Source organism: Blautia sp. JLR.GB0024, from assembly GCF_037000545.1.
GTDB classification, from domain to species: Bacteria; Bacillota; Clostridia; order Lachnospirales; family Lachnospiraceae; genus Blautia; species Blautia celeris.
Genome location: NZ_JBANBF010000005.1, coordinates 118,627 through 145,176 on the forward strand (window position 1 = coordinate 118,627; position 26,550 = coordinate 145,176).

27 protein-coding genes are annotated in these 26,550 nt (G+C 46.1%); 8 read left to right on the plus strand and 19 right to left on the minus strand.

Annotation, left to right across the window (positions count from 1 at the left end; translation table 11 throughout):
* Nucleotides 1–7: 7 nt before the first annotated feature.
* From buk to V8Q34_RS13705, 13 genes are all read right to left on the minus strand, one after another.
* Nucleotides 8–1,087, minus strand: coding sequence for a butyrate kinase (buk, locus tag V8Q34_RS13645; protein WP_335835686.1), 1,080 nt, complete (start codon nt 1,085–1,087; stop codon nt 8–10).
* Between the two features lie 14 nt (nt 1,088–1,101).
* Nucleotides 1,102–1,767, minus strand: coding sequence for a DUF6320 domain-containing protein (locus V8Q34_RS13650; protein WP_103731014.1), 666 nt, complete (start codon nt 1,765–1,767; stop codon nt 1,102–1,104).
* A gap of 2 nt (nt 1,768–1,769) precedes the next feature.
* Complete coding sequence (locus tag V8Q34_RS13655; protein WP_335835687.1) at nt 1,770–3,047, minus strand: hypothetical protein; 1,278 nt, start codon at nt 3,045–3,047, stop codon at nt 1,770–1,772.
* Between the two features lie 23 nt (nt 3,048–3,070).
* Nucleotides 3,071–4,051, minus strand: coding sequence for an alpha/beta hydrolase (locus V8Q34_RS13660; protein WP_335835688.1), 981 nt, complete (start codon nt 4,049–4,051; stop codon nt 3,071–3,073).
* A gap of 10 nt (nt 4,052–4,061) precedes the next feature.
* The gene (locus V8Q34_RS13665; RefSeq protein ID WP_148393342.1) at nt 4,062–4,604 is read right to left on the minus strand and encodes a DUF2284 domain-containing protein; all 543 of its coding nucleotides are present in this window, start codon (nt 4,602–4,604) and stop codon (nt 4,062–4,064) included.
* A gap of 224 nt (nt 4,605–4,828) precedes the next feature.
* Complete coding sequence (locus V8Q34_RS13670; RefSeq protein ID WP_033139838.1) at nt 4,829–5,392, minus strand: hypothetical protein; 564 nt, start codon at nt 5,390–5,392, stop codon at nt 4,829–4,831.
* Between the two features lie 3 nt (nt 5,393–5,395).
* Nucleotides 5,396–5,875, minus strand: coding sequence for a hypothetical protein (locus V8Q34_RS13675; RefSeq protein ID WP_033139839.1), 480 nt, complete (start codon nt 5,873–5,875; stop codon nt 5,396–5,398).
* 50 nt (nt 5,876–5,925) lie between these two features.
* Nucleotides 5,926–6,696 (minus strand): SDR family NAD(P)-dependent oxidoreductase, encoded by a 771-nt coding sequence (locus tag V8Q34_RS13680; protein ID WP_335835689.1) that lies wholly within the window; start codon nt 6,694–6,696, stop codon nt 5,926–5,928.
* Between the two features lie 9 nt (nt 6,697–6,705).
* Nucleotides 6,706–7,476, minus strand: coding sequence for an SDR family oxidoreductase (locus V8Q34_RS13685; RefSeq protein WP_033139841.1), 771 nt, complete (start codon nt 7,474–7,476; stop codon nt 6,706–6,708).
* Nucleotides 7,477–7,491: 15 nt separating this feature from the next.
* Complete coding sequence (locus tag V8Q34_RS13690) at nt 7,492–8,277, minus strand: ABC transporter permease (RefSeq protein WP_103731018.1); 786 nt, start codon at nt 8,275–8,277, stop codon at nt 7,492–7,494.
* A gap of 20 nt (nt 8,278–8,297) precedes the next feature.
* Nucleotides 8,298–9,146: an ABC transporter permease subunit gene (locus V8Q34_RS13695; protein WP_052099000.1), complete on the minus strand. Its 849-nt coding sequence runs from the start codon at nt 9,144–9,146 to the stop codon at nt 8,298–8,300.
* 71 nt (nt 9,147–9,217) lie between these two features.
* On the minus strand, nt 9,218–10,366 hold the full coding sequence (locus V8Q34_RS13700; RefSeq protein WP_033139843.1) for an ABC transporter substrate-binding protein: 1,149 nt from the start codon (nt 10,364–10,366) through the stop codon (nt 9,218–9,220).
* 67 nt (nt 10,367–10,433) lie between these two features.
* Nucleotides 10,434–11,504: an ABC transporter ATP-binding protein gene (locus V8Q34_RS13705; RefSeq protein ID WP_256129558.1), complete on the minus strand. Its 1,071-nt coding sequence runs from the start codon at nt 11,502–11,504 to the stop codon at nt 10,434–10,436.
* A 374-nt stretch (nt 11,505–11,878) separates the two neighbouring features.
* On the opposite strand from V8Q34_RS13705, the gene V8Q34_RS13710 reads away from it, so the two are divergent.
* From V8Q34_RS13710 to V8Q34_RS13735, 6 genes are all read left to right on the plus strand, one after another.
* Nucleotides 11,879–12,880 carry a dihydroxyacetone kinase subunit DhaK gene (locus tag V8Q34_RS13710; RefSeq protein ID WP_335835690.1) on the plus strand — a complete coding sequence of 334 codons (1,002 nt, stop codon included), beginning with the start codon at nt 11,879–11,881 and terminating at the stop codon, nt 12,878–12,880.
* Nucleotides 12,881–12,892: 12 nt separating this feature from the next.
* Nucleotides 12,893–13,528, plus strand: coding sequence for a dihydroxyacetone kinase subunit DhaL (dhaL, locus tag V8Q34_RS13715; protein WP_335835691.1), 636 nt, complete (start codon nt 12,893–12,895; stop codon nt 13,526–13,528).
* Nucleotides 13,529–13,667: 139 nt separating this feature from the next.
* Nucleotides 13,668–14,951, plus strand: a complete 1,284-nt coding sequence (locus tag V8Q34_RS13720; RefSeq protein WP_335835765.1) for an MATE family efflux transporter — start codon at nt 13,668–13,670, stop codon at nt 14,949–14,951.
* A 39-nt stretch (nt 14,952–14,990) separates the two neighbouring features.
* Entirely contained in the window at nt 14,991–15,989 is a 999-nt protein-coding gene (locus V8Q34_RS13725; RefSeq protein WP_335835692.1) for a GntR family transcriptional regulator, read from the plus strand.
* 14 nt (nt 15,990–16,003) lie between these two features.
* Nucleotides 16,004–16,999 (plus strand): GntR family transcriptional regulator, encoded by a 996-nt coding sequence (locus V8Q34_RS13730; RefSeq protein ID WP_033139847.1) that lies wholly within the window; start codon nt 16,004–16,006, stop codon nt 16,997–16,999.
* A gap of 161 nt (nt 17,000–17,160) precedes the next feature.
* Nucleotides 17,161–17,799, plus strand: a complete 639-nt coding sequence (locus V8Q34_RS13735) for a DUF305 domain-containing protein (protein WP_335835693.1) — start codon at nt 17,161–17,163, stop codon at nt 17,797–17,799.
* Nucleotides 17,800–18,288: 489 nt separating this feature from the next.
* On the opposite strand, the gene V8Q34_RS13740 is transcribed toward V8Q34_RS13735, so the two are convergent.
* The gene (locus V8Q34_RS13740; protein ID WP_335835694.1) at nt 18,289–19,110 is read right to left on the minus strand and encodes an AraC family transcriptional regulator; all 822 of its coding nucleotides are present in this window, start codon (nt 19,108–19,110) and stop codon (nt 18,289–18,291) included.
* A 115-nt stretch (nt 19,111–19,225) separates the two neighbouring features.
* Between V8Q34_RS13740 and V8Q34_RS13745 the strand changes: the two genes are divergently transcribed.
* Nucleotides 19,226–20,500, plus strand: a complete 1,275-nt coding sequence (locus V8Q34_RS13745; RefSeq protein ID WP_033139850.1) for a hypothetical protein — start codon at nt 19,226–19,228, stop codon at nt 20,498–20,500.
* 45 nt (nt 20,501–20,545) lie between these two features.
* On the opposite strand, the gene V8Q34_RS13750 is transcribed toward V8Q34_RS13745, so the two are convergent.
* Together V8Q34_RS13750 and V8Q34_RS13755 are read right to left on the minus strand one after the other, a co-directional pair.
* Nucleotides 20,546–20,698 carry a hypothetical protein gene (locus tag V8Q34_RS13750; RefSeq protein WP_156120808.1) on the minus strand — a complete coding sequence of 51 codons (153 nt, stop codon included), beginning with the start codon at nt 20,696–20,698 and terminating at the stop codon, nt 20,546–20,548.
* Between the two features lie 99 nt (nt 20,699–20,797).
* Nucleotides 20,798–21,793, minus strand: coding sequence for an Rpn family recombination-promoting nuclease/putative transposase (locus tag V8Q34_RS13755; protein ID WP_335835695.1), 996 nt, complete (start codon nt 21,791–21,793; stop codon nt 20,798–20,800).
* A 1,171-nt stretch (nt 21,794–22,964) separates the two neighbouring features.
* Here V8Q34_RS13755 and V8Q34_RS13760 point away from each other — a divergent pair.
* Entirely contained in the window at nt 22,965–23,087 is a 123-nt protein-coding gene (locus V8Q34_RS13760; RefSeq protein WP_255786224.1) for a hypothetical protein, read from the plus strand.
* A 145-nt stretch (nt 23,088–23,232) separates the two neighbouring features.
* Here V8Q34_RS13760 and V8Q34_RS13765 read toward each other — a convergent pair whose 3' ends face one another.
* The 3 genes from V8Q34_RS13765 to V8Q34_RS13775 all read right to left on the minus strand — a co-directional run bounded on the left by V8Q34_RS13765 (nt 23,233) and on the right by V8Q34_RS13775 (nt 26,427).
* On the minus strand, nt 23,233–24,909 hold the full coding sequence (locus V8Q34_RS13765; protein ID WP_335835696.1) for a carbon starvation CstA family protein: 1,677 nt from the start codon (nt 24,907–24,909) through the stop codon (nt 23,233–23,235).
* A gap of 166 nt (nt 24,910–25,075) precedes the next feature.
* Entirely contained in the window at nt 25,076–25,615 is a 540-nt protein-coding gene (locus tag V8Q34_RS13770; RefSeq protein WP_033139853.1) for a hypothetical protein, read from the minus strand.
* 359 nt (nt 25,616–25,974) lie between these two features.
* Nucleotides 25,975–26,427, minus strand: coding sequence for a pyridoxamine 5'-phosphate oxidase family protein (locus V8Q34_RS13775; protein ID WP_052099008.1), 453 nt, complete (start codon nt 26,425–26,427; stop codon nt 25,975–25,977).
* Nucleotides 26,428–26,550: the final 123 nt, after the last annotated feature.

A 26,550-nucleotide genomic window follows, 5' to 3' on the forward strand; every position in this document is an offset into this window, starting at 1 on the left:
TCCGGCTTTACCCATAAAGGGCATCCCTGTAAATATTGGCTTTCTCCTGTCCCTGCAGGATCCGAAGGGCGCCGTAGGCCAATGCCTCCAGTTCCATCTCACCGGGCATGATCCTGACCGGTCCCAGGAAATCAATATAATCGGTGATCCAGTCCGTCAGCATTTTGGAGTGTGCCATACCGCCTGTGAGAATTATGGCATCCACATTCCCCTTCAGTGCAGGGGCAAGCTGTCCGATCCCTTTTGCCACCTGATATGCCTGCGCCTCATACAGAAGCTCAGCCTTTTCATTTCCCTGACGTATCATTTTCTCGATTTCCCGGCAGTCATAGGTTCCCAGATACGCTTTCAGTCCCCCGTCTCCGCGGATTTTCCGCATCAGCTCTGCCTTGGTATATTTCCCGCTGTAACACATGTCTACAATATAAATAATGGGCACACTCCCGGAACGCTGCGGGGAAAAGGCTCCGCCGTCGTCACTGAGGGCATCCACTATTTTCCCGTGTCTGTGAGCTGAGAAAGAGATCCCGCCGCCCATATGCGCCACCAGAAAATTCATCTCCTCATAGGACTTCCCCGCTTCCTCCGCTGCCTTTCGTGCCATTGCCTTACTGTTTAACACATGGCAGAAGCTCTGCCGCACCACCTCCGGAATGCCGGTGATACGCGAAATTTCCATAAATTCATCCGAAGACACCGCATCATAAATGAAGGCGGGAATCCCAAGCGGTGCAGCCACCGCATCTGCGATCAGTGCGCCCATATTTGATGCATGGGGACTGACGGGGCCTTTTAAGATCCTGTCTTTCATTGCCTGATTCACGGTATATCCGCCTGCTTTTACAGGAGGAAGAAGTCCGCCCCGGCCAACAACAGCGCTTAACTGTTCCACCTGATAGGAATGTGCCTCCAGACAGGCCAGAACCATATCTCTTCTAAAAGGAAACTGTTCTTCTATATCCGGATGGCTGTCCAGAAACGCAGGATCATGCTCAATGTCTTCCCGGAACATTTCCTGCCGGTTTCTGAATACAGCTATTTTCGTAGATGTGGAGCCCGGATTTACTGCAAGTATATCGTATACCATTTCCTTACCTTCCTTTACAAATGCGTCTTTTTCCTCAGCTCCTCGCCCAGGGCCCTGCCCTTAAATATAGCCAACGCGGACAACATGAGCACCGCCCCTGCCACACACAGCACCGACGGAAGCCTCACGCCGACTGCGCCGCACAGAAGAAGAATCAGGGGGATCAGACTTCCCACGGACACTATGACCATGTAAATCATATAATGTGAGACCGGCGCCCTGGTCACGAACACCACCACCCACAAGATCACATAGACAGCCAGCAGCACAATAGGTATCCCGAAATCCACAGACCATCCTCTCCACCCTGTAATAAAATCCCAGAACAAAAAGACTGCCCACAAAAGCACTGCCTCCCAGACTGCATTCTTGAACAGATTCCTGCGCTTTACGATAGCGACCGCTGACAGGATCCACATGCAGCCCACACCGGCCAGCACATAGCCTGACCAGAAACTGTGAAAACCCATGGTCCAGTTCACAGAAACCGCAGCAACACATACCGCAATGCAAACAAAAGAAAATATGCGGAATCCCATGGCCATGCGGGAGTTTTCCCTGGTGAAATCCGGGAACATCTGATTCTCCTCCTCCGGGATACCCTCCAGATTCCCCTGGCAGAGAGGGCATTTTCTGTGGGGATTCCTGACTGTAATTTTGCAACGTTTACAATACTGCATCCTCAATCCCCTCCTTTTTCCCCGCCCAGTGCTATGATCTCCACCGGGATACCCTGTCCGGTCAGCATCCGGAAGAAATTCCGTTCAATCCTTGTATTGGCATAACCGGATGTGAAGCTGACAGTCAGCCTGTCTTTCCAGGAACACATACACAGCTCCATTTTAGGTGTGCTGGTGTAAAAGTCAAACCAGTCGATATAGGGTTCACACTCCCGGGGCATCTGTATTTTTCCGATATTGGAGAAAACGGCTGTGTCCGCGGAGGTGGATAAGGCAGCTCCGGCCTGCATGCCCCACAGTTTGAGGGGAAGAGGCAGAATGCGCATAAAAGGATTTTTCTCCATCCGCATAAACCCGTTCATCCGGGCTGCGATGCGCTCCGGCGTCAGCTCCCTTTTGAAAAAATCCGAGGTGAACGCAATGACATCCTCCAGCTTTTCACTCTGTTCGGAAAAATTATATCCGATATCGATCCATCCAAAGAAATTCCGCACAGAGGAGGAGGGAAAGTAACTCCTGAGATTCACAGGTATCATGAGCGCCACCGGGCGTTTTTTCTGTCTAGGACTCATATCCATGGCAACCGCGCAGAGAAAAACAGCGGTAAGGTATACGGTTATGGTAGTCTGAAAACTGCGCGCAGCCCGGATCAGGGCATCTGTGGGCACAATTCCCTCCACAAGTCTCATCTGGCCGTATTCCAGGCGGTGATATTTAAGCTGATGGGATTTGTATTTCGGAATGTCCTTCACCAGCGCCTTGTCGGAATAGTATTTGTCAAAGCTGTCCTCTGCCATCTCCTCATCCGTGGCATCTGCCTGTACCTGGGAGACAGGGCCTGTGACCATATCCGGATATGCCTCCATCAGATAATAGTACACAAGGGTTCTGAGAAACTGAAGGGCCCCGGTGCCGTCCGTGAGGGCATGGTATGTCTCGAAATTTATGCGTTTTTTATAATACGTGACCTCAAACAAAAGATTTTTCTGGTCCCTCACATAGATCTGGCTGCAGGGCGGGCGGTATTCCTCCCTGACAACAGGCTTAAGCTCCGACTCCTCCAGATAATTCCAGAAAATGCCGCAGCGAAGGACACAGAGAAAAAGGCTGTAGTCCTCCATACACAGATCAAGGGCTTTCTGCAGCTTTACCTGGTCGATCTCTTCGGTGAGCTGACAGGAAAGCCGGAAGACGCGCTCATCCTTCTTCCCGCTGGTAGCAGGAAATATCTTTGCTGTATTCTCCAGGGTTCTCCACTTTTTTCTGCTGAAATGGGCCATTCTCTCACTTCACTTTCCATAACCTAACTTTTTAAAAATGCATTGATGTAATCATACGTCTCCCGCACAGCGGAATACACGGGTTCCAACAGGAAAAATCCATGGATACCGTCCGCGATCCGGTGCAGTGTCACATCCACGCCTGCTGCCTTCATCCGCCGTGCATAATCCTCCCCCTCATCCCGCAGCGGGTCCAGTTCCCCTGTGATCACCAGGGCTCTTGGAAGGTTTGAAAAATCCTCAGCCAGAAGAGGCGCAAAATAAGGGTTCTGCGTGTCCGCTTCACAGCTCTGGTAAAAATCCAGATAATCTGCCATGTTCTGTCTGGTCAGAAGATAATCCCTGCCGTTTTCCAGAACGGACGGATACGCATTTTCCTCACTATAATCATTATTGACACAGGGATAGATCAATATCTGTCTTTTCGGAATAAATTCCCCTCTGTCCCTGGCCATCTGGCAGACAGCCGCAACAATATTCCCCCCGGCGCTGTCCCCCATCAGGGTGATCTGGTCAGGTTCCGCATTTAAAATCGTCCTGTCTCCAAACACAGCCTTTGCCGCAGCATAACAGTCCTCTATCTGGGTGGGAAATCTATGCTCAGGTGCCAGAGGATAGTCTATAGACACTACCACATGGGCCGTGTTTTTCGCCAGGTTCCAACACACCCGGTTATAAGATTCCACGCTCTCTGTCACAAATCCGCCTCCGTGTATGTAGAGGATGACCGGATAGATATTGTCTGACATTTTGCCTGTATCAAGGGATTTATTCTTTTCCTGGAAGGCTTCGATATCCACGGTGTCGTAGGATTCCTCATTGGGAAAATAGATGCGCACAGGCACTTCCCTTCCTTCATTGTAGATCTTCGTGTCCAGTGTCCGGTAAAAGGGCTTGAAGGGATCCAGGATCTTCAGATTCATGATCCGTCTGGATTTCTGCAGGTCCAGTTTCGTCTCAGGGTCAGACAGCGCTTTCAATACCAGGTGCATTGCTTTATTCATAAATTTTCCTCTATTCTACTAGTATACATCCAACCAGTGTCAGTGTCCCCGGACCGTAATAATAAAGAATATCATTTTTCTGGCACACCTCACTGACAAGCATGCCGTAGGCCTCCATTGCGGATGACTGGCGCTCCGGAAACCGGCACGGCGCATGGGGGTAAGTGCACTCCTTACAGTTTTCACAGGCCCCGTCTCCCAGAACAAGAGCACCGGGATATTCCTCACGGACCATCGCAGCAAACTTGTGGAATGCCTCCTTGTGGCGCTCTCCAAGCTCCTGCATTCCCTCTATATCAAAGCTGTCCTCCAGTTCCCCTGTTGTCTGTACGATCAGTCCTCCCGCATATTTGTGGATCTGCTCGCTGCACTCTTCCAGTGTGCCGCATCCGGGCGGACAGACCCAGTTCTTATTGTAATGCTGACATTTGTTCTCCGCACATGCGCTGCGGACCTCACTTCTCACCTGGATCGTGGATGCATCCAGATCTCCTACGTGTGAAAAACCGCAGGAAAGCGCTTTTTGTTTTAATTCCTCATACTTTTCCGGCATTGTTTGCCCTCCTTTATCTGTGGTAATTTCAGACAACTGTAATGAGCAGGTTTGACCTGTATTCTTATATTGATTGTTGCAGATAATCGGGCTGGTGTCAATGTGAAATACAAAGGAAAGGGACTGCTGTGTTTATAACACACAACAGCCCCTCTCCGGAAACTCATATTTAACTCATTGAGAACATATTACCACTTCTAAGGGAGGATATTTCTAAGTAAAGTCTATTTTTTAACTACTTCATAGCCCTGAAAATCTGCTGCCTTCTGCAGGTATTCCGGATCCAATCTCGGCATAAGTTTACCAATCTCCCATGGAAATACGGTATAGAACCATCTGTTAATACGGTCCACATAGTTGAACCAGCTCCACAGCAGGCTCTTCAGCTCTTCTTTTGTCTGGATCGTATCATAGGAATCCTCGATATCCAGCGTAAACTGCCACATCAGTTTCAGGTTCAGCCATGGTGCGGGGCATCCCTCGCCAAACTGTCCGCCCATAAGATTTGCCATCTCGTGGTTCAGATATACAAACATCTGCTTGCAGTGTTCCAGTGAAAATCTTTCATCTCCTAAGATGCAATACATTGCCGGTTCAATCGTCCACCATCCCATAGCCTGTGTATCACCTGTCAGGAAAAAGAGATTACCTAATGTCTGCCCCTGTGTACCTGCACCACTGGGGTAAACTCCCATCTTTGACATAGTTATATATTCCGGCTCATCAAACCAAATTCGGTCATTTTCGGCTTCGATTTCTGCCTTAACGTCTTTCCAATGTTTTCCCATTTTTTAACCCTCCATTCTACTGATTGTGATAGTTCCCAGTTTATGATACAGGAAGCTGTGATTCCACAGGTCCTCCCGTGCTTTTTCCAGGTCATCCATGCATTCTTTATCAACCTGGAGCACATATGCCCCGCCTGATCTAAGCGGCTCTGTACAACTCGGACCATAACAAAACAGGATATTCCATCCGCACCAGATCAGTTCACCTGCCTGAACTTCAAGTTTTCCCGGTCCTGATACCAGATAGGGGCTGTCCTCAACAAGAGGGCTTGTCTGGTCACCAATGTATTTCGGCGGATCAATTGGGGGCCTTGGGAATAATACGGTCAAATCCCCCGTAGACAAAGTTGGATGTGAAAAGAATTTCACTGGTTTTTCGAGGAATTCCCAGAAATTCTCAGCCATCACAGGTTCTTCCTTGTCCCTAAGTGTTCCCGTGAACTTGATTCCACAGCTGGGAACCTCAAACAATACTTTTCTCATAGTTTTTACCTCCATTTTTTTGTATATGTAAATCCTTTGCAGACCTACATTCAGATTAAATTTTTTCCGGCGTCCACAGGTATAACCGCGCCGTTTATATAATTACTGCAGGCTGACAGAAATAGTATCAGTTCCGCCACCTCTTCCTTACTTCCCCTGTGCAGCGGTATGCCTCCTATTGTTATGACACGTTTCTCTTCATCAACGATTTCTCCTCTGGATGAAAGAATATCATTACCCTCAGCAGAATCCAAAAAGGATGCCGGGCACACTGCATTGCACTGAATGCGTGGAGAATATGTAACTGCTAACATCTGCATAAGTTTTGCAAGTCCGATCTTTGCTATGGAATGGGGAATAAAATCCGGCCAGTTCTCATAATATGAGTTCCCTATGATAGCCAGCATCCTGCCCCCGCCGTTTTTCAGCATTAAGGGCGCTGCTGCCTGGCTGAGAAAAAAGGCCCCTTTCAAAATGATTTCCATAGAACTGTCCCACACAGCTTCTGTCACCTGATCTATTGGCTGTTCATTAAAATTACTGGCATTGTGCAGAAGGATATCCAAACGTCCATAATATTCTTCCATCCTTTTGACTGCCCTTCTAAGCTGCGGTATATTTCTGTTGTCCGCATCCACAGCCAGGCACCTGCGTCCCAGCTTTTCAATTTCTTTCTCTGTCTCTTCCGCTTCTTTCGGCATATGGCAGTGCGTTATCACGATATCTGCACCTGCCTCTGCATAACTGCGCGCAAAATATCTACCCGCCTTCTCTGCCCCGCCGGTGACCAGCGCTACTTTTCCTTCTAATTGAAAATCCATCTGCACCTCCTATGGCATGGGCATGATTTCTCCTCCTGCCGCGAATATAGTCTGTCCTGTCAGATATCCATTTTCGGGAATAAGGAATACCATAATGGCATATGCAATATCCTCCGGGGATGCAAATCTTCCGAGAGGATTGGCTTCCATCTGCTTTTTTTCAATTCCGTCCCAATCCCCGCCCCGGTTCTGACCGGACGCGGCAATCTTTCCCGGAGCCACTGTATTCACAGTTATATTATATTTTCCTTCTTCCAAAGCCACCGTTTTACTAAATGCATTCATTCCCGCTTTTACTGCCGAGAATGGTGCACACCCTTCAAAGAAGCGGCATGACAGACCGCCCGATAAGTATACGATCCTTCCATACTGCTGTTTTCTCATATACGGGATCACTGCCTTACAGACATGAAAATGTGCCTGCATTGCTTCCACATGGGGTTCCCAGTTCTTCCAGCTCATGTCTGCTGCCCTGCATGGTTCAAATTCTTTATCTCTGTGGATAAGATTCACGACCCCATCCACACGTCCCAGAAAACCGCATGCCTCCCCCACACATCTGTGCATATCCGCTTCGGCTGCCGCATTCCCCTGGATCACAACAGCTCTGCATCCCAGCGCCCTTACACACTCCGCTGCATTCTCTGCCTTTTCTCTTCCGCGGTTACAGTGGACCGCAATATCTGCCCCCTGCTCCGCCAATATCCGGCAGACCGTTATACCCACTCTTCCTGTGGCACCAAACACTATGATTTTTCTGCCGTCCAGAGCACTTTTCATCTCCATCCCTCCAGTTTACTGATACATATTGCTCAAACCAAAGATTCGCTCAATAACATAGATAACAACAAACGATATCAGTATAAAAACTGCTGAAAACGCGGATACCATGGGTGAAAACTGTTCCGTTATATGTGTATACAGCCTGAGCGGATATGTTACAGTCGAAGCATTTCTTAAAAACATGATAATGACAGCTTCATCAAAGGAAACAACAAAAGCGAATATGATTCCCGATATGATTCCTCTTTTTATACATGGAAGTGTAACCTTATACAGCGTCTTCATGGGCCTCGCCCCCAGCACCAGGGATGCCTCCTCAAAACTGACATCCAGCCCGTAAAGTGCCGCTGTCACACTTCTGATCACATACGGAATCTGTATAGCACAGTAGGATAAGACAAGTTTCCAATACGGCACCACGAACTTCCAGGAGGAAAATGCCAGCAGAAAGGCCACTGCGTATACTACAGTCGGCACCACCATAGGGGCCATAAAAACCAGTTCAAATATCTCCTTTAACCTTCCCTTTGTCTTCCAAAAATAAAGGCTGACCATTGTTCCCAGGACAGCAGAGATCAATGTGCTGACTACAGCTATCTTTAAGCTGATGAATACGGATTCAAAAAAATCCACATTATGCAGTGCTTCTGAATACCATTTTAGTGTAAACCCATGGGTGGGAAATACTGCCCGGTTTCCCTCTCCAAAGGATGTAATGATCACTACGATCAGGGGCAGGAGGAGAAACAGATAAACAACGGAGTTGAAGATCGTCCCTGCCACTTTATATTTACGCATAATTCCACCTCTCCCTCCGGCTATTCCTGTATCCTCATCTTATTTGAGAGGAAACTGGATAATGTAACAATAAACATTGAGACAAACAATAATACCACTGACAGTGCCGCTGCAAAATTCCAGTCAAAGATAAACATAGTCTGTTGATAAATCATATTTGTCATGACCATTACCTTTCCGCCGCCAAGCATCACCGGCACCATAAAAGCTGCTGTATTCAGTGCAAACACTAAGAGTGCGCCGGATACAATACCCGGGGATGTAAGAGGGAGTGTCACCTTGAAAAAGGTCTTTACAAAGCCTGCACCAAATACATAAGATGCCTCCTCCACATACGGGTCCACATTTTCAATCGGGCTTATCATGATCATAGCAAAGTATGGAAGTCCACAATGGATCAATCCCATGATCACACCAACATTACTTCCCAGAAAGTTCTGTGGTTCGGAAATAATATGCAGTGCCTGCAGGATGATGCTGAACACACCGCTCTTCGGCAGAATCGCCATCCATCCAAACATACGAATGGTTATGGATACCCAAAGAGGAAGCACCAGAAATGTTGTTGCAATACTCCTCTTCCAGCCTTTCATATGGGCAATCTTATAGGCAACCGGATATCCCATAATAATACAAAACACGACTGACCAGAGGCTCAGTATAAGTGTCCTTGACAAAACCCCTATATAATACCCATCCTTAAAAAAGGCCATAAAATACTCTGCTGTATACTCTCCTGTCTCTTTGTCACAGATACTCAGCCACAGCATCCTGCCAAGCGGTATCAGATAAATCACCATCAAAAAGGCCAGGGGAAGAATAATGTACCACTTATTTACATAGGTCCACTTTTTTTCTTTTTGTTTCATACACACCCTCCTGTTCTGGTTTCCACCCGCCCGTCTGATATACAGACGGGAATCGGGCGGAGGGCTGAGTCTTAATTCTTAAACACCTTATTCCAGCGGTCAACAAACTCTGCTCTGTCTTCTTCTGTTATCATCTCCTGGTCAAAGAATATCAGTTTCTGTATCGCCTCTTCACCATATGGCATGAATGGCTGCAGTTCCTCGGGAACTTCGCATTTCCTGTTGGATGGTGCATAGAAGTTATTTGTGGCATAAGCGTATTCTGCTTCCACTCCAATCAATTCATTGACCAGTTCATTGGCCAGTTCAGGCACCTTTGTGTTTTTGGCTACCGCCACATATGTTGGCATTCCCGGAAGACCTTCTTCCAGATCTGCATAAGAGATCTCGTCATGTCCGTCATTGGACAGCATAGCTGTTCGTCCGTTGGTATGAATAGCGATCACTGCGTCTCCATTGATAAGAGCCGTATCCGTGTCACTATGCTGGGTGGATACCATATATACATTGGGTGCCAGCTCTTCCAACTTTTCAAAAACACCATCCCAGCACGATTTGTCTGTAAGGCTGGTATCAAAAAATGCATGTGCTGCCATTTCCGCCAGTTCGTAGCCGCCGCCAAAAGTCACGTCGCTGACAATTACTTTACCGGCATACTCCGGATTCCAGAGATCCTTCCAGCTTGTGGGCGCATCGATCAGGTCATTGCGGTAAGCAAAACCCCTTGTTCCCCAGTTTGTGATAACGCCATATTCATTTTCCTTTGCCTCATCATATAAATCCGGTGCATTAGACATGGCATCATAATCCAGCTCTTTCGTCACACCCAGTAATTTTCCGTTCATCATCTCATAATAGTTCACATGCAGGACATCCACAGAAGGGTCATCGCCTTCCGCTTTCAGTTGGGCAAGGGGCGCTGAGCCAAGCACGATTTCCATGGTGGCTCCGGTCCTCTCCTCAAACGCAGGTTTCACAATATTCCTCAATGTCTCTTCATATGTGCCGCCCCAGGATGTGACTCTTACCGTCTGACCTGCAAAAGGTTTTTCGGATGTGGTGTCATCTGCATTGCCGTCTGTTTTTTCACTGCTTTCTGTCGGTTCCTTCGTCTCTGTCTCTGCCGGTTTCTGTTCATCTTTCCCGGAATTGCCGCCGCACCCTATACATCCCAGGGCCACAGCCGCACTAAGAGCCAGCATTGCCATTTCTCTTTTCATTTGTGTACCTCCTTTGTGGAATTTTATATTTAAAAACTGTATCCTTACAGCTTTTAACCGCATCTCATCAACCCACAAGTACCATTTTCTCCTTATTAAACTGAACCTTGACAGCATCCCGGACTTCAGCAAATGCATAATCCGGATGAATTTCGCATTCAAGCGCAATACCACTTGCCAATCTGACTTTATACCTGACTACAGACCCGAGGAAATTTCGTTCTTCCACTACGGCATCAAACAGATTCTCTTCTGTGGATTCAACGGGAAAGAGATTGATATTTTCAGGACGGACCAGAATAAACCTTTTATCCCCCACATGAATCTTCGCAGGTGATATACAGTGCACCAATATACCGTTATGGAGCATAACCTCCACATGCCCCTCTGAAATCTTTTCTACTACCCCTTCAAGAAGATTAGCATGACCGATAAAGTCTGCTACAAACTTTGTTTTCGGCATACTGTAAAGCTCTGTCGGAGATGCAAGCTGCTCAATCCTGCCTTTATTCATAACCGCGATCCAATCTGAGATGGTCAGAGCCTCCTCCTGATCATGAGTCACATAAATGGCAGTGATATTTAACTGTTTTAAAAGATTACGAATCTCAATTCGTGTCTGGACTCTCAGTTTTGCATCCAAGTTGGAAAGAGGCTCATCGAACAGCATGATTTTAGGTTCTACCACCATAGCCCTTGCCAGTGACACTCTCTGCTGCTGCCCTCCTGATAACTGTCTCGGAAAGCGGTCCTCCACTCCTTCCAGCTGCACAATGGAAAGAACCTCTTCTGCCTTCTTTCTGAGAATTTTCTTGTCCTTGATCCCCCTGTTTTTCAAGCCATATACCACATTGTCGTAGACGCTCATGTGGGGAAACAAGGCGTAGTTTTGGAAAACCATGGCTATATCCCGCTTATATGGCGGTTTTTCTGTAATTTTCTCCCCGGCTAAAAATACATCGCCTTCTGTCGGTGTAAGCAGACCGGCAATCATACGCAGGGTTGTTGTCTTTCCGCACCCACTTGGTCCCAGCAGGGAAAGAATATCTCCTTTTTGTATCTGGATATTGATTTTGTCTACTGCCCGGAAGCCTTTATACTCTTTTACCAGCTCTTTGAGTTCCAGTTGACTGCTCATTTTATCCCTCCTTTATTGGATTATATATGTATATATTTATGTATAGTCCAAATTACAAGTAATTTCTGTTGTTATCCTTTTTCGTCCGTTCACAATTACCTTTGATGGTTTTGATTATAGTCACGCCATATGAATTTGTCAATCATTTTTTCATATTTTTTGCAATTTGTTTACTTATTATCCAACTATTACCTATTTAATGCTGTTTTTTTAGTTTATTTATACGCTCTTTTTCAGTCATATTGATATATACAATTTCATTTTATTTTATATTCCTATTGTTTTATCAAATCTATTATGCTATAATACCCCCAAAAGATATACATATATACATTTGATTAAATTTGTATACTTCTATGAAAGGAGACGGTCTTATGAAAAAAATCATTAACGATCCATTTAACTTCGTCGACGAGTCAATGGAGGGAATCCTTGCAGCCCACAGCAATCTTTTGAAGGCAGCAGAAGGAAATGTAAGGGCGATTGTCCGGGCTGACGCACCTGCAGCCCATAAAGTAGCTGTTGCCACAGGGGGCGGATCAGGCCACCTGCCTGTATTTCTGGGTTATGTAGGAAGAGGCATGGCAGATGGATGCGCCGTGGGCAATGTCTTTTCTTCTCCCACCTCATCACAGATGAAACAGGTAACAAAAGCAGTGGACAGCGGCAGAGGGGTTCTCTACATCTACGGACGATATCAGGGCGACATGATGAACTTCGATATGGCTGCAGAGGACTGTGCGGAGGACGGCATTGAGGTCCAAACGGTTCTGGTCACTGATGATGTAGCCTCTGCCCCCCGGGAAGAATGGCAAAAGAGGCGAGGCGTGGCCGGTTTGTTTTTTGCTTACAAAATAGCCGGTGCGAAAGCGGAAACCGGAGCCGATCTGTCATCTGTCAGGACTGCTGCTGAAAAAGCCGTCTCCAATATGAGAAGTATGGGAGTTGCACTTGGTTCCTGTACACTTCCCACAGTAGGCAGACCTACCTTTTCCGTCTCAGATGATGAAATGGAAATTGGTATGGGTATCCACGGAGAGGCAGGCGTACAACGCTGTAAACTTGAAAACGCTGATCAGATTGCAGCGACTCTGGTTGATTATGTGGCAGAGGATCTGCCTTTTTGCAGAGGAGACGAAGTGGCTGTATTGGTAAACAGTTTAGGCGGCACCCCTCTGGAGGAGCTTTATATACTGTATCGGGAAATCAACCGGTTACTCACTGAAAGAGGCATTCAGATATACCGCCCTTATGTCGGACGATATGCTTGCTCAATGGAAATGCCCGGTGCGTCCCTGACCCTTATGAAACTTGATGACGAGCTGAAGGAACTGCTGGATGCCCCTGCCGAGACACCTTTTTTTGTACAGAATTGAAAGGAGATACCCATGAAAAACCAATTATCCACAGAAGATATCCGTCAGATGATGCTTCAACTCAGCGATCATATGATATCCGCGGAAACCATGCTCACAAATCTGGATTCTGCCATCGGAGACGGCGACCTGGGCATGACCATGGTAATAGGCTTCACGGAAATCAAACAGAGAATACTCGGAGAGAGCTTCGGGTCTATTTCAGAGCTCCTGCTCTCCTGCGCAGATGCCTTTGCCCAAAAAGCAGCATCTACATTTGCCACCCTTTTGATTTCCATGATGAAGGCAGCCGGAAAAGAGGCAGAGGCCCTGACCTTTGTCGACACTCCAAAAGCCGCACAGTTGTTTGATGCGGCAGTTGCCAGTGTACAAAAAAGAGGAAAAGCGCAGCTTGGCGACAAGACCCTTCTGGATGCACTGATACCGGCCGCTGATTCCCTGCGCTGCTCATCCGAATCAGGGCTGCTCCTTCCGGAAGCTGCCCTGCGCGCTCAGGAGGCTGCCTCTGCCGGGGCAGAAAAAACAATAAACATGAAAGCCAGAACCGGGCGCTCCGGATATCTGGGGGACAGAACAATCGGGCAGAAAGACCCCGGTGCCGCTGCAATCGTTTTAATTCTTCAATCCTTTACGTCATACATCGTATAAGCAGAAGAAAATACAGAAAGGTTCCGTTTATGCGGAACCTTTCCCGAAGACGGAGGTAATGAATATGAGACAGGTTTCTGCAGAAAGTATGGGAACCCGGCCTTTACTGCCGCTTATTCTGACACTGTCATCTCCCATTATGCTCTCTTTACTCGTGCAGTCCTTATATAACATCATTGACAGTGTATATATATCTCACTATGACAGCAACGGCCTGACAGCCTTATCTCTGGCGTTTCCTGTGCAGACCCTGATTACCGCTGTGGCATCAGGAACCGGTGCCGGCACTAATATAATAATTGCAAAAGCATTAGGTGCAAATGATAAAAAAAATGCATCCTCCACTGCATTTAACGGGTTTGTTTTGTCATTGATTAATTGGAGCTTTTTTGTTATAATAGGCATACTGATTTTAAAACCATATTTTTCCATTTTTACAGCCAACACAGAAGTGGCTTCTTTGGGGCTTAAATATTTAAACATTATACTTCTCTTCTCAATTGCTCCATTCACTGAAAATGTCGCTGTCAGAATTCTGCAGGCAACAGGCAATACTATCCTGCCTATGATATTTCAATCGACTGCTGCCCTGCTGAATCTGATATTAGACCCTGTTTTCATATGGGGATTCGGAGTCATCCCTGCAATGGGTATTTCTGGGGCTGCAATTGCAACTGTATTATCGCAGTTTCTCTCGGCAACTCTGGCAGTGATTACAGTTTTTTTTAAACAGACTGTTCTGACTGTATCATTCCGTATTCCCAGTTTTAATTTGATAAAGGAAATCTTTGTCACGGGGCTTCCTTCTGTATTGGGAATGGCTCTTGTCTCGGCTTATATCTCAGGGCTCAATGCTGTCCTTGCACGTTTTTCCGAGGATGCGGTATCCTCCCTTGGTATATACTATAAGCTGCAGACCTTTCTGCTCATTCCCACTTATGGCTTAAATCAGGGAGTAACTCCCATTATGGGATTTAATTATGGTGCGAAAAAATACAAACGCATGTGGTATACTTTATGGTACAGCCTTGCCATATCAACAGTCACACTTGTTGCAGGTACTCTGTGTTTTTGTCTGTTCACACGGGAAATACTGCTTCTCTTTCACGCTTCGGACAGCCTGATGTACACCGGGATACCTGCATTGAGAATCATAAGTACAAGTTTTCCGTTTTTTGGACTGACAATTTTAATGCCTACCCTGTTCCAAAGCACTGGCTATATTCGACAGAATATAATCATAACCCTGTTAAGAGAAGTTTTTCTGCTTGTGCCGATTGCCTGGGCATTCTCGCATTTTGGGCTGATATACACATGGCTGACATTTCCCATATCAGAAAGTATTGCAGCTTTTCTAACCTGCTATTATACTTATGTGTTGTTCCGGGGACCACTGGCTTACCGGCGTCTGTCCCCCGAATAATTATGCTGTATTTCATTACAATGAAGTGGAGGATTTTTCTTGAAATCAACAGATATCGTCATCGACAAATCATCTGACCAGCCTATCTATCAACAGATAGCAGACAGGATCACCCAGTCGGTGCAAAAAGGATTTTTAAATCCAGGGGACAGACTTCCCACCAGCCAGGATTTCTTCGATAATTACGGCATTGCGCGCGGAACCGTAAAACACGCCTACAATATTCTTGAAAAGAACGGAATCGTAACGGTAATTCAGGGCAAAGGCTCTTTTATAAAGGACAAAAACAGCTCTGTTCAAACCATTGACGCAGTAGACCAGTATCTGGATGAACTGCTGACACTGGGCTTTTCCCTGGATGATATTGAAGGGCTTATCAGCCAAAGATTAAAAGCACTTCAGGACGAACAAAATGTCTTTAAAATCGCAGTAATGGAAAGCTGTCCGGAACTGCTTGACTGCCTGATCACAGATTTAGAACAGTTTCCCAATACAAAGGTTTATCCTTTCCTGGTAAATGATATGGGTGGTAAGCATACCTTTACACTCTGGGAATATGATTTGATCGTGATAATGGAAAAAAACATACCTCTGTTTCTGGGAACTGAGATTGAACATGAAATAAAAAATAAGATTCTGCCCATCTCCACGATCCTGTCTTCGGACACACTTAAACTTCTGGCAAAAATAATCCCCGGAGAGTCAGTAGGAATCTTATGCCAGACAAAACGTTTCGCAGGGATTTTAAAATGGGAGCTCTCCTCACTGAATGCAATGCTGTCCCCAAAAGAAGTGCTGCTGTACAGTACCTGCTCCGCAGACGCTCTGCTTTCCTTTTTAAAAACCAAACGTCATTTGCTCATATCTTCAAACTATGAACAAAACTGTTCTTCGGAGCAGAAAAAAATACTCCAGGCATATGAAGAGAACGGCGGCAGACTTTTACCGGTTCAATATACAATAGACAACGGTTCCGCGCTCTATATTGAGGAGTTTATAAGAAACTATCATTTCTCACATTATAATACTTCACGTTGAACAGGGGTATCATTATGAATATCAGTATAGATAAAAACAGTTCTGTACCAACCTATTTACAGATAACAGAACAGATCAAAGAAAAAATAAGCAGCCGGGAACTAACCCCGGGAGACAGACTGCCCACAGAACGGGAACTGTCCGAGGCGATCCATATTTCAAGAGGTACCATTAAAAGAGCTTATGATGAGTTGGGTGATGTAGGGATTCTGGAAAGAGTTCAGGGAAGCGGGACATTCGTTGCCCAACTGCAGGATTTATCCATTTTAGATAACAGTGACAAAGCAGCCCGGGTAATTGATAAGATGATCACTACCCTTTCCCACATGCATCTTTCCTATAATGAGATGGAGGACCTTATCAACTCAAAGCTTCAGTGGAAACGCCAGGAATCCCGTAATATACGGGTAGCTGTCGTGGATTGTAATATGGAGACACTGAGCCTTATCAGCAGCCAGCTCTATAACATCTCCGATGTGGATGTCACGGAACTGATACTCAGCGACATTGTAAAATCACCGCAGAAGCTTACTTACGGCTATGACCTGATACTCACAACAAAAAACCATTATCTGCAGGTAATCGATCTGGCACCCAGCCTCGCCAGCCATGTTATGAAAGTCGCCATTGTACCTTCACAAAAAGTCCAGTATGAGCTGGCCGGTATCCACGAAAATATGTCTGTCGGAATCTGGTGCATGAGCCAGGAATTTGCCAGTGCAGTCTACGATAATACCATGAGACTTGGCCAGGGAACACCGCGGATTGACTTTCAGCTTGACAATGCGCCATACTCTCTGTCCGATTTCCTTGAGGGTAAAGATGTGCTGATCCTTCCATATGATTATCTAAGCGGAAGCAGAACAGATGAACCGGAGGTCATCCAAAAATTTATGCAAAGCGGAAAACAGGTGATTTTCTTTGAGTATCACATCGATCAGGGTTCCCTGATCCATATTACACATGAACTGGAATTGTGCCGTGAAAACAAAAAACCTGTTTCACTGTAGTTCTGCAGTTCTCATCACCGAAAGGCGGCTCCTGCCGCCTTTCTCTCACTCTCTTTGACATCTCCTCATTATTTTCCCCATTTCCGGCAACAATATAAAATAAATCGTAACTTTTCAGCCATCTGAACAGTTCCGATCAATCAAACCATTGGAGGCCAGAAATGAAATTATGTAAACTTATCCCCATATCCCTTGCCGCCTTTCTTCTGCTGACCGGATGCGGCTCCGGCAAATCCAACATCGAAGATTACCTGAAGGAGGAAAATGCCATCATGGGCAGGATGATGGAGGAAATGGACAGTGCCCGGAACACCGGCAGCGCTGAGCTTGACTTTCTGCACGGCATGATTCCCCACCACCAGTCAGCCGTGGAAATGTCCAAAAGTTATCTGGAATACGCCGGAAAAGGCGGAGAGTTCAAAGGCCTGGCAGAAAACATTATAAGTGCCCAGAATAAAGAGATTGATCAGATGAACACCATGATAGAACGCTTTGAGAAAGTGAAAAGCCCTGATTCCGACAAGGAGGAGGCCTATCTGGAAGAATACCGCGCCATGATGGACACACACCACAGTTCCCACACAGCAGCTGAGACCACTGACCTGGAGGCAGCATTTGCCCAGGGCATGTCCATGCATCACCAGATGGCAGTGGATATGGCAGAGATCATCCTTAAATATACGGATGACGAGGAGCTGACCCGGTTTGCCGACAATATTGTCACACAGCAGGAAAAAGAAATTGACGAAATGCAGTCCTATCTGGATAAAAATACAGACAGCGGCAGCCATGAGCACTGATTTGCTCCTGTAAAATAAGATAATCACTTATCTGTTATTGATTTTTGATATCTCTGTGTTTGATTTTTTTGTATTATTATAAGTAATGTTACGGAATATAGAAATGGAGACAGTCTGTTTGGGAGTTAAAAAAACAACATGTAATAAGATTTCAAATAAATATGGATTATCGGGATCTTTAAATCCAAGAAAAACAATTGATTTTCCGTTGTTTTTTCTTATAACCTATGCTATATTATGTATAGAAAAAGGTTTAGCCATATCCATTTAGGTGGCAGCCTTATTGGATGATTGGAGTCCTTTGGACTTCCGCCTACCTTGTTTTTGGGAACAGGGTAGGCTTTTTTATTTCCGCTTGTTTCTACTCTCTATGTAGGCAAGCAGTGCTACGACAAACAAAGCAAAAGGCAACCCTGTATATGGATAAACCGTATTAACAGTCTATCATGGGTACCGCAAACATTGCAATCTCTTTTTATACAGACAGCGCTACTGCCTCTCCTTATACTGCGTAGGCGTCATCCCCTTATTCTTCTTAAAAGCAATGCAAAAGCTGTTCACACTCTGGAACCCACAGGCATATGCTATCTCCTTTACGGGCCTGTCCGTTGTCTTAAGATAATATCCGGCCTGCTGCAGGCGCACTGACACAAGGTAGGCATGGGGAGTCAGACCAGTCTCCCGTTTGAACAGTCTGAGAAAATAGGAGGCATCCAGGGATACATGATCTGCCAGCTCTTGAAGCGTAATATTGGACCGGAATCTTTGCCGTATATAGGATACTGCCCGCTCACACGGGGTCATTGACTCTGTATACGGCAAAGTATAATCAGGCATTCCCAAAAGAAAGGACAGCATATCCGTAATATATTTTGCCATCCATATTTCCTTGTAGGTTATCTTACTTTCCAGAAGCTCCAGCATATACCTGAGCGGCCGCAGCACCTGCGCCGCCTGCCTTTCTGTAAGCGAAAAAACATTGCCGCTCTGTTTTACTATCATATCATAATAGCTTCCGGCGCATCTGCCGTCAAAATGAATCCACTCTATCTCCCATCCGCTGTCCGAGCCGTAGGCGTGGGGCTGATAACAGTCTATCAGACATGCCTGCCCCTTGCTTAAATGATACTTCCTGCCGTCAAATTCCAAATATCCTTTCCCCTCCCGCACGTAAAAAAACAGGTAGCTGTCGTATGCATTTCTGGCAATATGGTAATCCCTTTCATATGTAAAATCCCCCAGACACAGCGGATACAGCACTTCTCTGCAGGCCGCTGTGGTGGGAACACAGAAGTATATTTTCTCTATCATCTTTCTCCTCCTAAATGTCAATTTTTTTATATAGAAAGTCAACTGCCGCTGATGAAATTCTCCCTTGTTTTTTATAGAATAACTATAAGAATACACCAGGCAAAGGAGAATGTAAATGAAATATGAAATAAGCGCCGAGGACAGAAAGATCCTCCGGGAGACAGCAAAAAAGCAGATGGATTTCGCCTGTCAGGAGCGCAACAAAATCCTGAAAGAAAAATGGTACCTCCACAATGCCCTCCGGGGCGAAACACCCATGGTTGTTCTGGAGTCATGGGGATTTAATGATGAGGTCATCACTCCACGCTTAAAATGTACCGGAGAATTTGCCAGAAAAACCGAGTTTGAGCTGTACCAGAACTTTGTAAACCAGGAGCTCTTTGACGATGACCGGGTAACGCCTGACCGCTTTGAGATGGGATACCATACGGAATTCAAGCTGTATGACCTGGACATGCACAAAGAATTCGCAACCGGCAGAGAGGAGGAAGACACCTCCGGTGTCAGCATGCGTTTTCTGCCCGTGATCGAAGACCTGGAAGATGACTTCCATAAAATCAAGCCCAGCAGATTTTCTGTAGATATTGAGGGCACCGAACAGGAATTTCAGCTTCTCACAGATACGTTTGGCGATATCCTGCCGGTAAAAATGAAAATGGACTGCCTCTACAGTGTCCCCACACAGTTGATCATCCATCTCATGGGAATGGAAAATATGATGCTGAATCTGGCACAGTATCCTGATCTCTTTAAAAAACTCATGGACCAGGCCGCTGATGACACGCTTGCATACTACGATATGCTGGAAGAAAACCATCTGATCCTGCCCACCACAGAGTACGAAAGCGTGGGACAGGGAACCTTCGCATTCAACCATGAACTGCCGGACACGCCCACTGTGGACGGAAGATACCTGACACGCCGCGATGTATGGGGCTACATGGACTCCCAGGAGACACTGAGTATCTCCCCTAAAATGTTTGAGGAGATCATCTTCCCGTGCTACGAAAAAATCGGTTCCCAGTTCGGCCTTCTGTCCTATGGCTGCTGTGAACCCGTGGACAGGGTCTGGGATAACTGCATCAGCAAATTCAAAAATCTCCGCAAAGTTTCCATCTCCCCATGGTGCAATGAAGAGTTCATGGGCGAACGCCTCCGGGGAAGCAGTATCATCTACCACAGAAAACCTGCAGCTACCTTCCTCGGTGTCAGCGGCAGGGATCTGGACGAGGAGGCTTTCCGCAAATATATCCGCAGAAGCCTTACCGCCGCCAGGGGCTGTAAGATGGAAATCACGCAGAGGGATATCTATACGATTGACAATAATGTACAGAAAGCCCGGAGATATATTCAGATCATCCGGGAAGAAATTGAAAATAACTGGAAATAGATATCTGCCCGGCCAGCGAGGCCGGGCAGATATCTTTTTGCTGTATCAGTTGATTTTATAAGTACCGCACCTGTCACCATTTCCTCTGTAAACAGAAACACTGCTGCAGTCTGCATCTATTATCCATTCATCTCCTGGTTTCAGATTCGGAATATTGCTTCTGCCGCACATCTCTTTATCGGCATTCATCCATTCCACATAATATCCTCTCATCTCGTAACAGGGCAGATCCTTTCTGCATCTGATGGCAGCCCTCCCTGCCTTCCATTCTATAGCAAATGAAGCGCACTCCTTTTGCTATGATTTGTGGGAAATTTCTTCCAAAATCTGAGCATTGCTGTAATCCGGATGTCTTTCCTGCAGTTCTGCAATTCTCATTACAAATCCCTCTTCCGCATCAAGCCAATGACAGATCGTTATTGCCGTAAGTCTTTTATTCAGCATTTTACGAATGATATTGACTTCCTCTTCCTTCTTTCCTTCTATCTTACCTTCTGTCTTTCCTTCCTCTTTTAACTCTTCTAATGCCCTGCACACTGTGATTCCCTCCTTCCCCTCATTTGCATCAATATCCTGCCCCAGCATTGTAAGTAACGCTCTGCTGGCCTCTGCAGACAATTCCTCCAGTTCCTTTCTATGTTTTTCTACATATCTTTGAAGATCTTTTTTATGGTTTCCGCACTTTAAAGTTTCCAATATCAATCTCCAATCACCCGGAAATTTACTCGGATCTATATTCCTGGGATCGATCAGATGTACTTTATATTGGGGGAAATACTCCTTTAACTCTGCCGCACCATCCGGCAGCCGGATCATCTCCTCCACTGTGAGCGGACCATCCCAGGGCCTGTCCCCATAATAGAAAACAATACTTACCACCGGCATGAGCTGTTCCCCTTTATGAAGTCCTGACAAAAACTCCGCTGGTGTTTTCAGATTTCCTGCTTTCCTGTTTTCTTTTTGTATTTTCTTCATCTGGTCTCCGTACTGAACGGAATCATATAAAAGCATGCGCACCGGCATCCCATAATGTATCTCACTCTGGTTTTCACAGATAAAGATCACATACATCGTGTGAAAATATGCCTGTTTAACCGTATCTCTTATCAAGGTTTTTTTATTGGATCTGCCATCGGCTTCCCAGGGAAGCTGATGAATCATTTCTCTCGGAAGCCGCTCTGCATACTCCGGCCTCAATACCTGTTTCCCTCCGAAAACCGCACCGTTCATAAAATCACAGAACACCTGGGGGTTATCAAAATACGGCGTAATATTATCATCCTTTACTCCCATTTTTCCTCCTTATATAATTTTCATTTCCCGGAAATCAACTGGCCGAATGGCCGGAATAGATAAATATACATGCTGCCTGTCGCGGCGATTTGCTGATTCCAGAATATCACAAAGAGGGTAACAGGGCAAATGAACTTTTTATAAATTCAATAAAAATACACGAAAACATTTTTATGTTATTATCAGTATATAATGCAACTATATATTTTGCAATACCATATTCACATATTAAATATTCCCCAAAGCTATTCACCAAATGATCCTTAACAGCCCAAAATCACTGCTTTCTCGCATATATCACTGTAATATTGTCCATCAATAACCAGAATATGATATTCCTATTCAACAGGCAGGATAGTAAAATAATGGCAGAACAAATGGAACGGCGGATACCTTTCAGCCCCTCCGCCTTATCAAAAATAAAGAAGTCTAACATATGTCACAAAAATCACAAGTAAAAATCTGGGAAGCCCCCTGCGTTATCCCCACCAATAAAGTCTATCCCCCCGAAAAAAGCCCTCTTTTCATTGAAAAACGAGCCTACCAAGGCAACACCGGAAAGTTCTACCCCCTTGCGGGGCTGACAGGCCCCTGAATCTCCGGCGGGATCGAGTTCAACCGGCCCCAGCACAGAAGACACTGGTGGGGTACAAAATATACCAGAAAGAACTGATGCCCCCCCCAGCCAGCCGAGCCGCTGAAAGCGCCAAAGGACATGAACTCCCTGGAGGAACTGTATCTGGCCGCCTCTCATCTGGAGTAATACCGCCATGCCACCTGTGACCCTGCGGATTACTATCAGGAGGGACTACGGCGTGACGCTGCAGATACCCACCTGAACAACGGCTATAACCTGCTTCTCTACCGCAGGGCCACATTCATGAGAACATTGCCCACTTCCAGGCTGCCGTAGACAAACAGACCACGAAAAATCCCAATCCCTATTCCGGAGAATATTATTTCAACCTTTGCCTGGCTCTGGAGGCGGACGGGCAGGATGAAAAGGCCTTTGATTCCTAGATCCGCACCTTAAAAGCCGCTGCTGTCGGTACCGGGAAGGCGCTTGAGGAATGGAAACGGCTAATGCGCGGAAAATACGAAAGCTGCCTCCTGTGATTATTGTTTTCCGAACAAAACCGAAGAGATTCGTGTTCTGGAGACGGCCATTCAAATGCTGAACTCTGCACCGATGGCAAAATATTACCTTGGAAATCTGCTCTACGATAAAAAACAGTATGACAGGGCAGCCCCCCTGCGGGAGGGCTGGAATATGACCAACTGGCAGCAAAACTGAACCAACCTGTAGAGCAGCGGCTTGCCGTATCTGGACAGACAGGCTGATTATCAGGAAGCTATTATGCTCCTGGATAAATAAACAGAACACAAAAACCGGAAAACCACATTCTCCATATGGTTTTCCGGTTTTTTACATCCATTTCTTATGCCGTTTTAACGCTCTTTCCAAAAAGTGTTCTGATTCCATCAATAGCCATAATCACTGCCAGAACCACAATGGGCACGATCAGTACACATTGCAGGCCTTCCACCAGCGCCTGCCCTGTTCCGCCTGCCAGTTTCAGCACATTATTCTTAAATGTGAGTACCAGCGTGCTCAGTGTAGCTGCCAGCATAAAGAACATGGGGAAGTAGAACATCCTGTTGTTCTTCCCGATTCTCTTTAACCAGCATGACACAGCCAGGAATGCGGGCACAGATACAAGCTGATTGCAGGCTCCGAACAATGCCCATATCTTCTGATATCCCGCGATCGTCAGAAGGGCTGCGCAGGCAATTGTGATAACAGTCGCCACATACATATTGCTGAGAATATTCATCTCCCCGTTCTTCTTTGAAGCAAACAGCTCCTGGAACAGGAAACGACCCAGACGTGTTGCCGTATCCAGGGATGTGAGGGCAAATGCGGAGATCGCCAGAAGAATGATCGTCTTCATGGTAGTCACAGCCATATCCCCCATTCCCATGTTTGCGAAAAAGGTACTGATTGCTGTCGCAAAGACAACAGGCGGCGTGCCAATCTCCGCATAGGCACCGTCGGAAGTCAGATAGCCCACTGCAATTAAAGCAATTACAGCGAGGACACACTCGATCAGCATGGAGCCATATCCGATCATTTTGGCATCCTTCTCACTGTTGAGCTGTTTTGATGTGGTGCCGGAACCAATCAGGCTGTGGAACCCTGACACTGCACCACAGGCAACTGTGATAAACAGGAAGGGGAACAAGGTCTGTCCTCCGATATTCCATCCGGTAAATGCCTTGAGCTGTACATTCGGATTGGTGAAGAAAATACCAATGGCAGCGGCGATCATCATAAAGTACAGCAGAAAACTGTTCAGATAATCGCGAGGCTGCAGCAAAATCCACACAGGTGCCACTGAAGCAATAAATATGTAAATAAAGATGACCACGAGCCATGCTGTCTTGGAAAAGTAGATTGGGCTTTTCAATCCCACAAAGATGCACAGCGCCAGAAGAAGGACACCCACAATTGTGGAGACACCCAGATTTACATTCTTCCGGTTCAGGAATCCGAATCCCACAGCCAGAGGAATGAACAGCATGGATGCCATCGCAACAGAACCGTTAGCTGCATTCTTCACCATCTCCCCGTCCGTATTTGCTGTAAATCCGGCAAATGTTCCTGCCACAATATCCGCAAACGCCGCAACGACCAGTATCAGCACCAGCCAGGCAAACACAGTAAAGCAGACTTTGGACTTGTAAGAAATATTTTCCTCTATCACCTCTCCCAGGGATTTTCCTTTGTGGCGGATGGATGCAAACAATGCGGAAAAGTCCTGCACTGCTCCAAAGAAAATACCGCCGATAACAATCCACAGAAGCACAGGCACCCAGCCAAAAATAGCTGCCTGAATGGGCCCGTTAATAGGACCTGCCCCTGCAATCGATGAAAAATGATGGCCCAGCAGCACAGGCGCTTTTGCGGGAACAAAGTCCACGCCGTCCTCCTCTGTGTGGGCCGGTGTCTCCCGTTTCGGATCCACGCCCCACTGCTTTGCCAGCCAGGAACCGTAGGTCACATAGGCAATCAGAAAAATCACAATTGCCGCACCCAGAATGATTACTCCACTCATAACTCTTTGCCTCCTCTTTTTTGATGAATATTTGATAATGAAAAAAATAGCAACATCTTTTGTACCTATTCAGCAGGCCTGCGCATTTACTGCACTGGCCGTAAGAAAAAGTTCAGCAGCGGGCAAAATTCCTATCACCAAAGGCGATTCTGCATGGATTTTGCTCCTAACTGTGAGGGTACTGAAAAGTTACCATCTTTTTATATCCTTTAATCAAATCCTTTGCCGCAGGATTACCGTATATCCTCCTGTTTTCCATATCAAGAAGCACAAGCCGCTCCTCTGAGAACCCTCTCACGGCAAAACGATAGTTTTTCCGGAACTTTAATTTTTTCAGTGTCTGTAATGTCTCAGGAGATACCGCTTTTTCTGAGACGAACACACCTGTCAGATATGTATACATGTGGTCCTTAACAGGCTCTGCCTCCCCTCCCCTGACCAGCTCCGGCTCCATATGCTCCAGGAGCTGCTCCTGGAAACGCAGAAGATCTCCAGCGTGTATCTCCTCCCTGCACTGAAAAAATGCGTGTTCAAAGCAGTGGGCACGCCACAGCTCCGCGCGTTTCACCAGCACATATTTGGCGCTGGTCATGCTAAACCCGGCATAGGCATCATAGACTTCACCGTGAAACTCATACGGCTCCTCCACATCAAAATTCGGCCGGTAAGTATCCATTATTTTATCAAGTACCATCTGTCCATTCATTTTATTCTCCACATGAAATCAGTATATGATTTAAAGTAATATCCTATTAACTTTATAAAGTAATTATAAAATTTGTATAAAAATATAACATTATATTCTCTTTTTTACAACCCCTTTGTTTCATTTTTCATATCTGCCATAACTTATGGTTATATCTTTTCAGCGCACAATAAGCACCGAAAAAAACCGGGAAACCACACTTTTCTATGCGGTATCCCGGTTTTATGCGGTATTTCTGAAGGCTGACGCCTGTTCCCAAACGGCGGTTACATAATCTGCTGCACATACTTTGAACCCTTAACGGACTTCAGCCTACTCTGCTGGAAACAGGGAAGGATTATGCCGGAAACAGTGCTGTCTCACTTGGCCTTCCCGGTTATTTCTTCTATATGAATCTTCCATACTCCCGTTATCTTAAGGCTCCTCGCCACTTCCTTGTCAAATTGTCCCATATTTGCAGGCGTATGCCGTTCACAGAGGATTCTGAGTGCATGGATTTTTTCTTCATCCTCCGTCACCTCACAGATGGTTCCGTTTATGACTGCCGATTCATACAATGTGGTAAAGCTGTCCGTCTGCCTTTCCGTATCACCTACACAGACAAGGCATACCTGCGGATGCCTGTTTAAAATATCTATTTTTTTACCTGCCTTTGCCGTATGGAAATAGACGAAGTCTCCGTCTCTTACAATGGTCACAGGAACTGCATAGGGCATTCCCTCCTGATCTGTCATGGATAATACCGCCCATTCACATTTGTCTGTTACCTCCAAAGCAAATTCCCGTGATTTCTCCCTGTCTTTCCTTCTCATGTGAATCCTCCTTATCTTTTTGTACACAGTTTATAATTGTTCAGCCTTTGGCTGCCCCGCCGGATGCTGCCCTGAGATTTCAAGGCAATTGCAAGACAGATGTGCACAGACCACATAAAATGC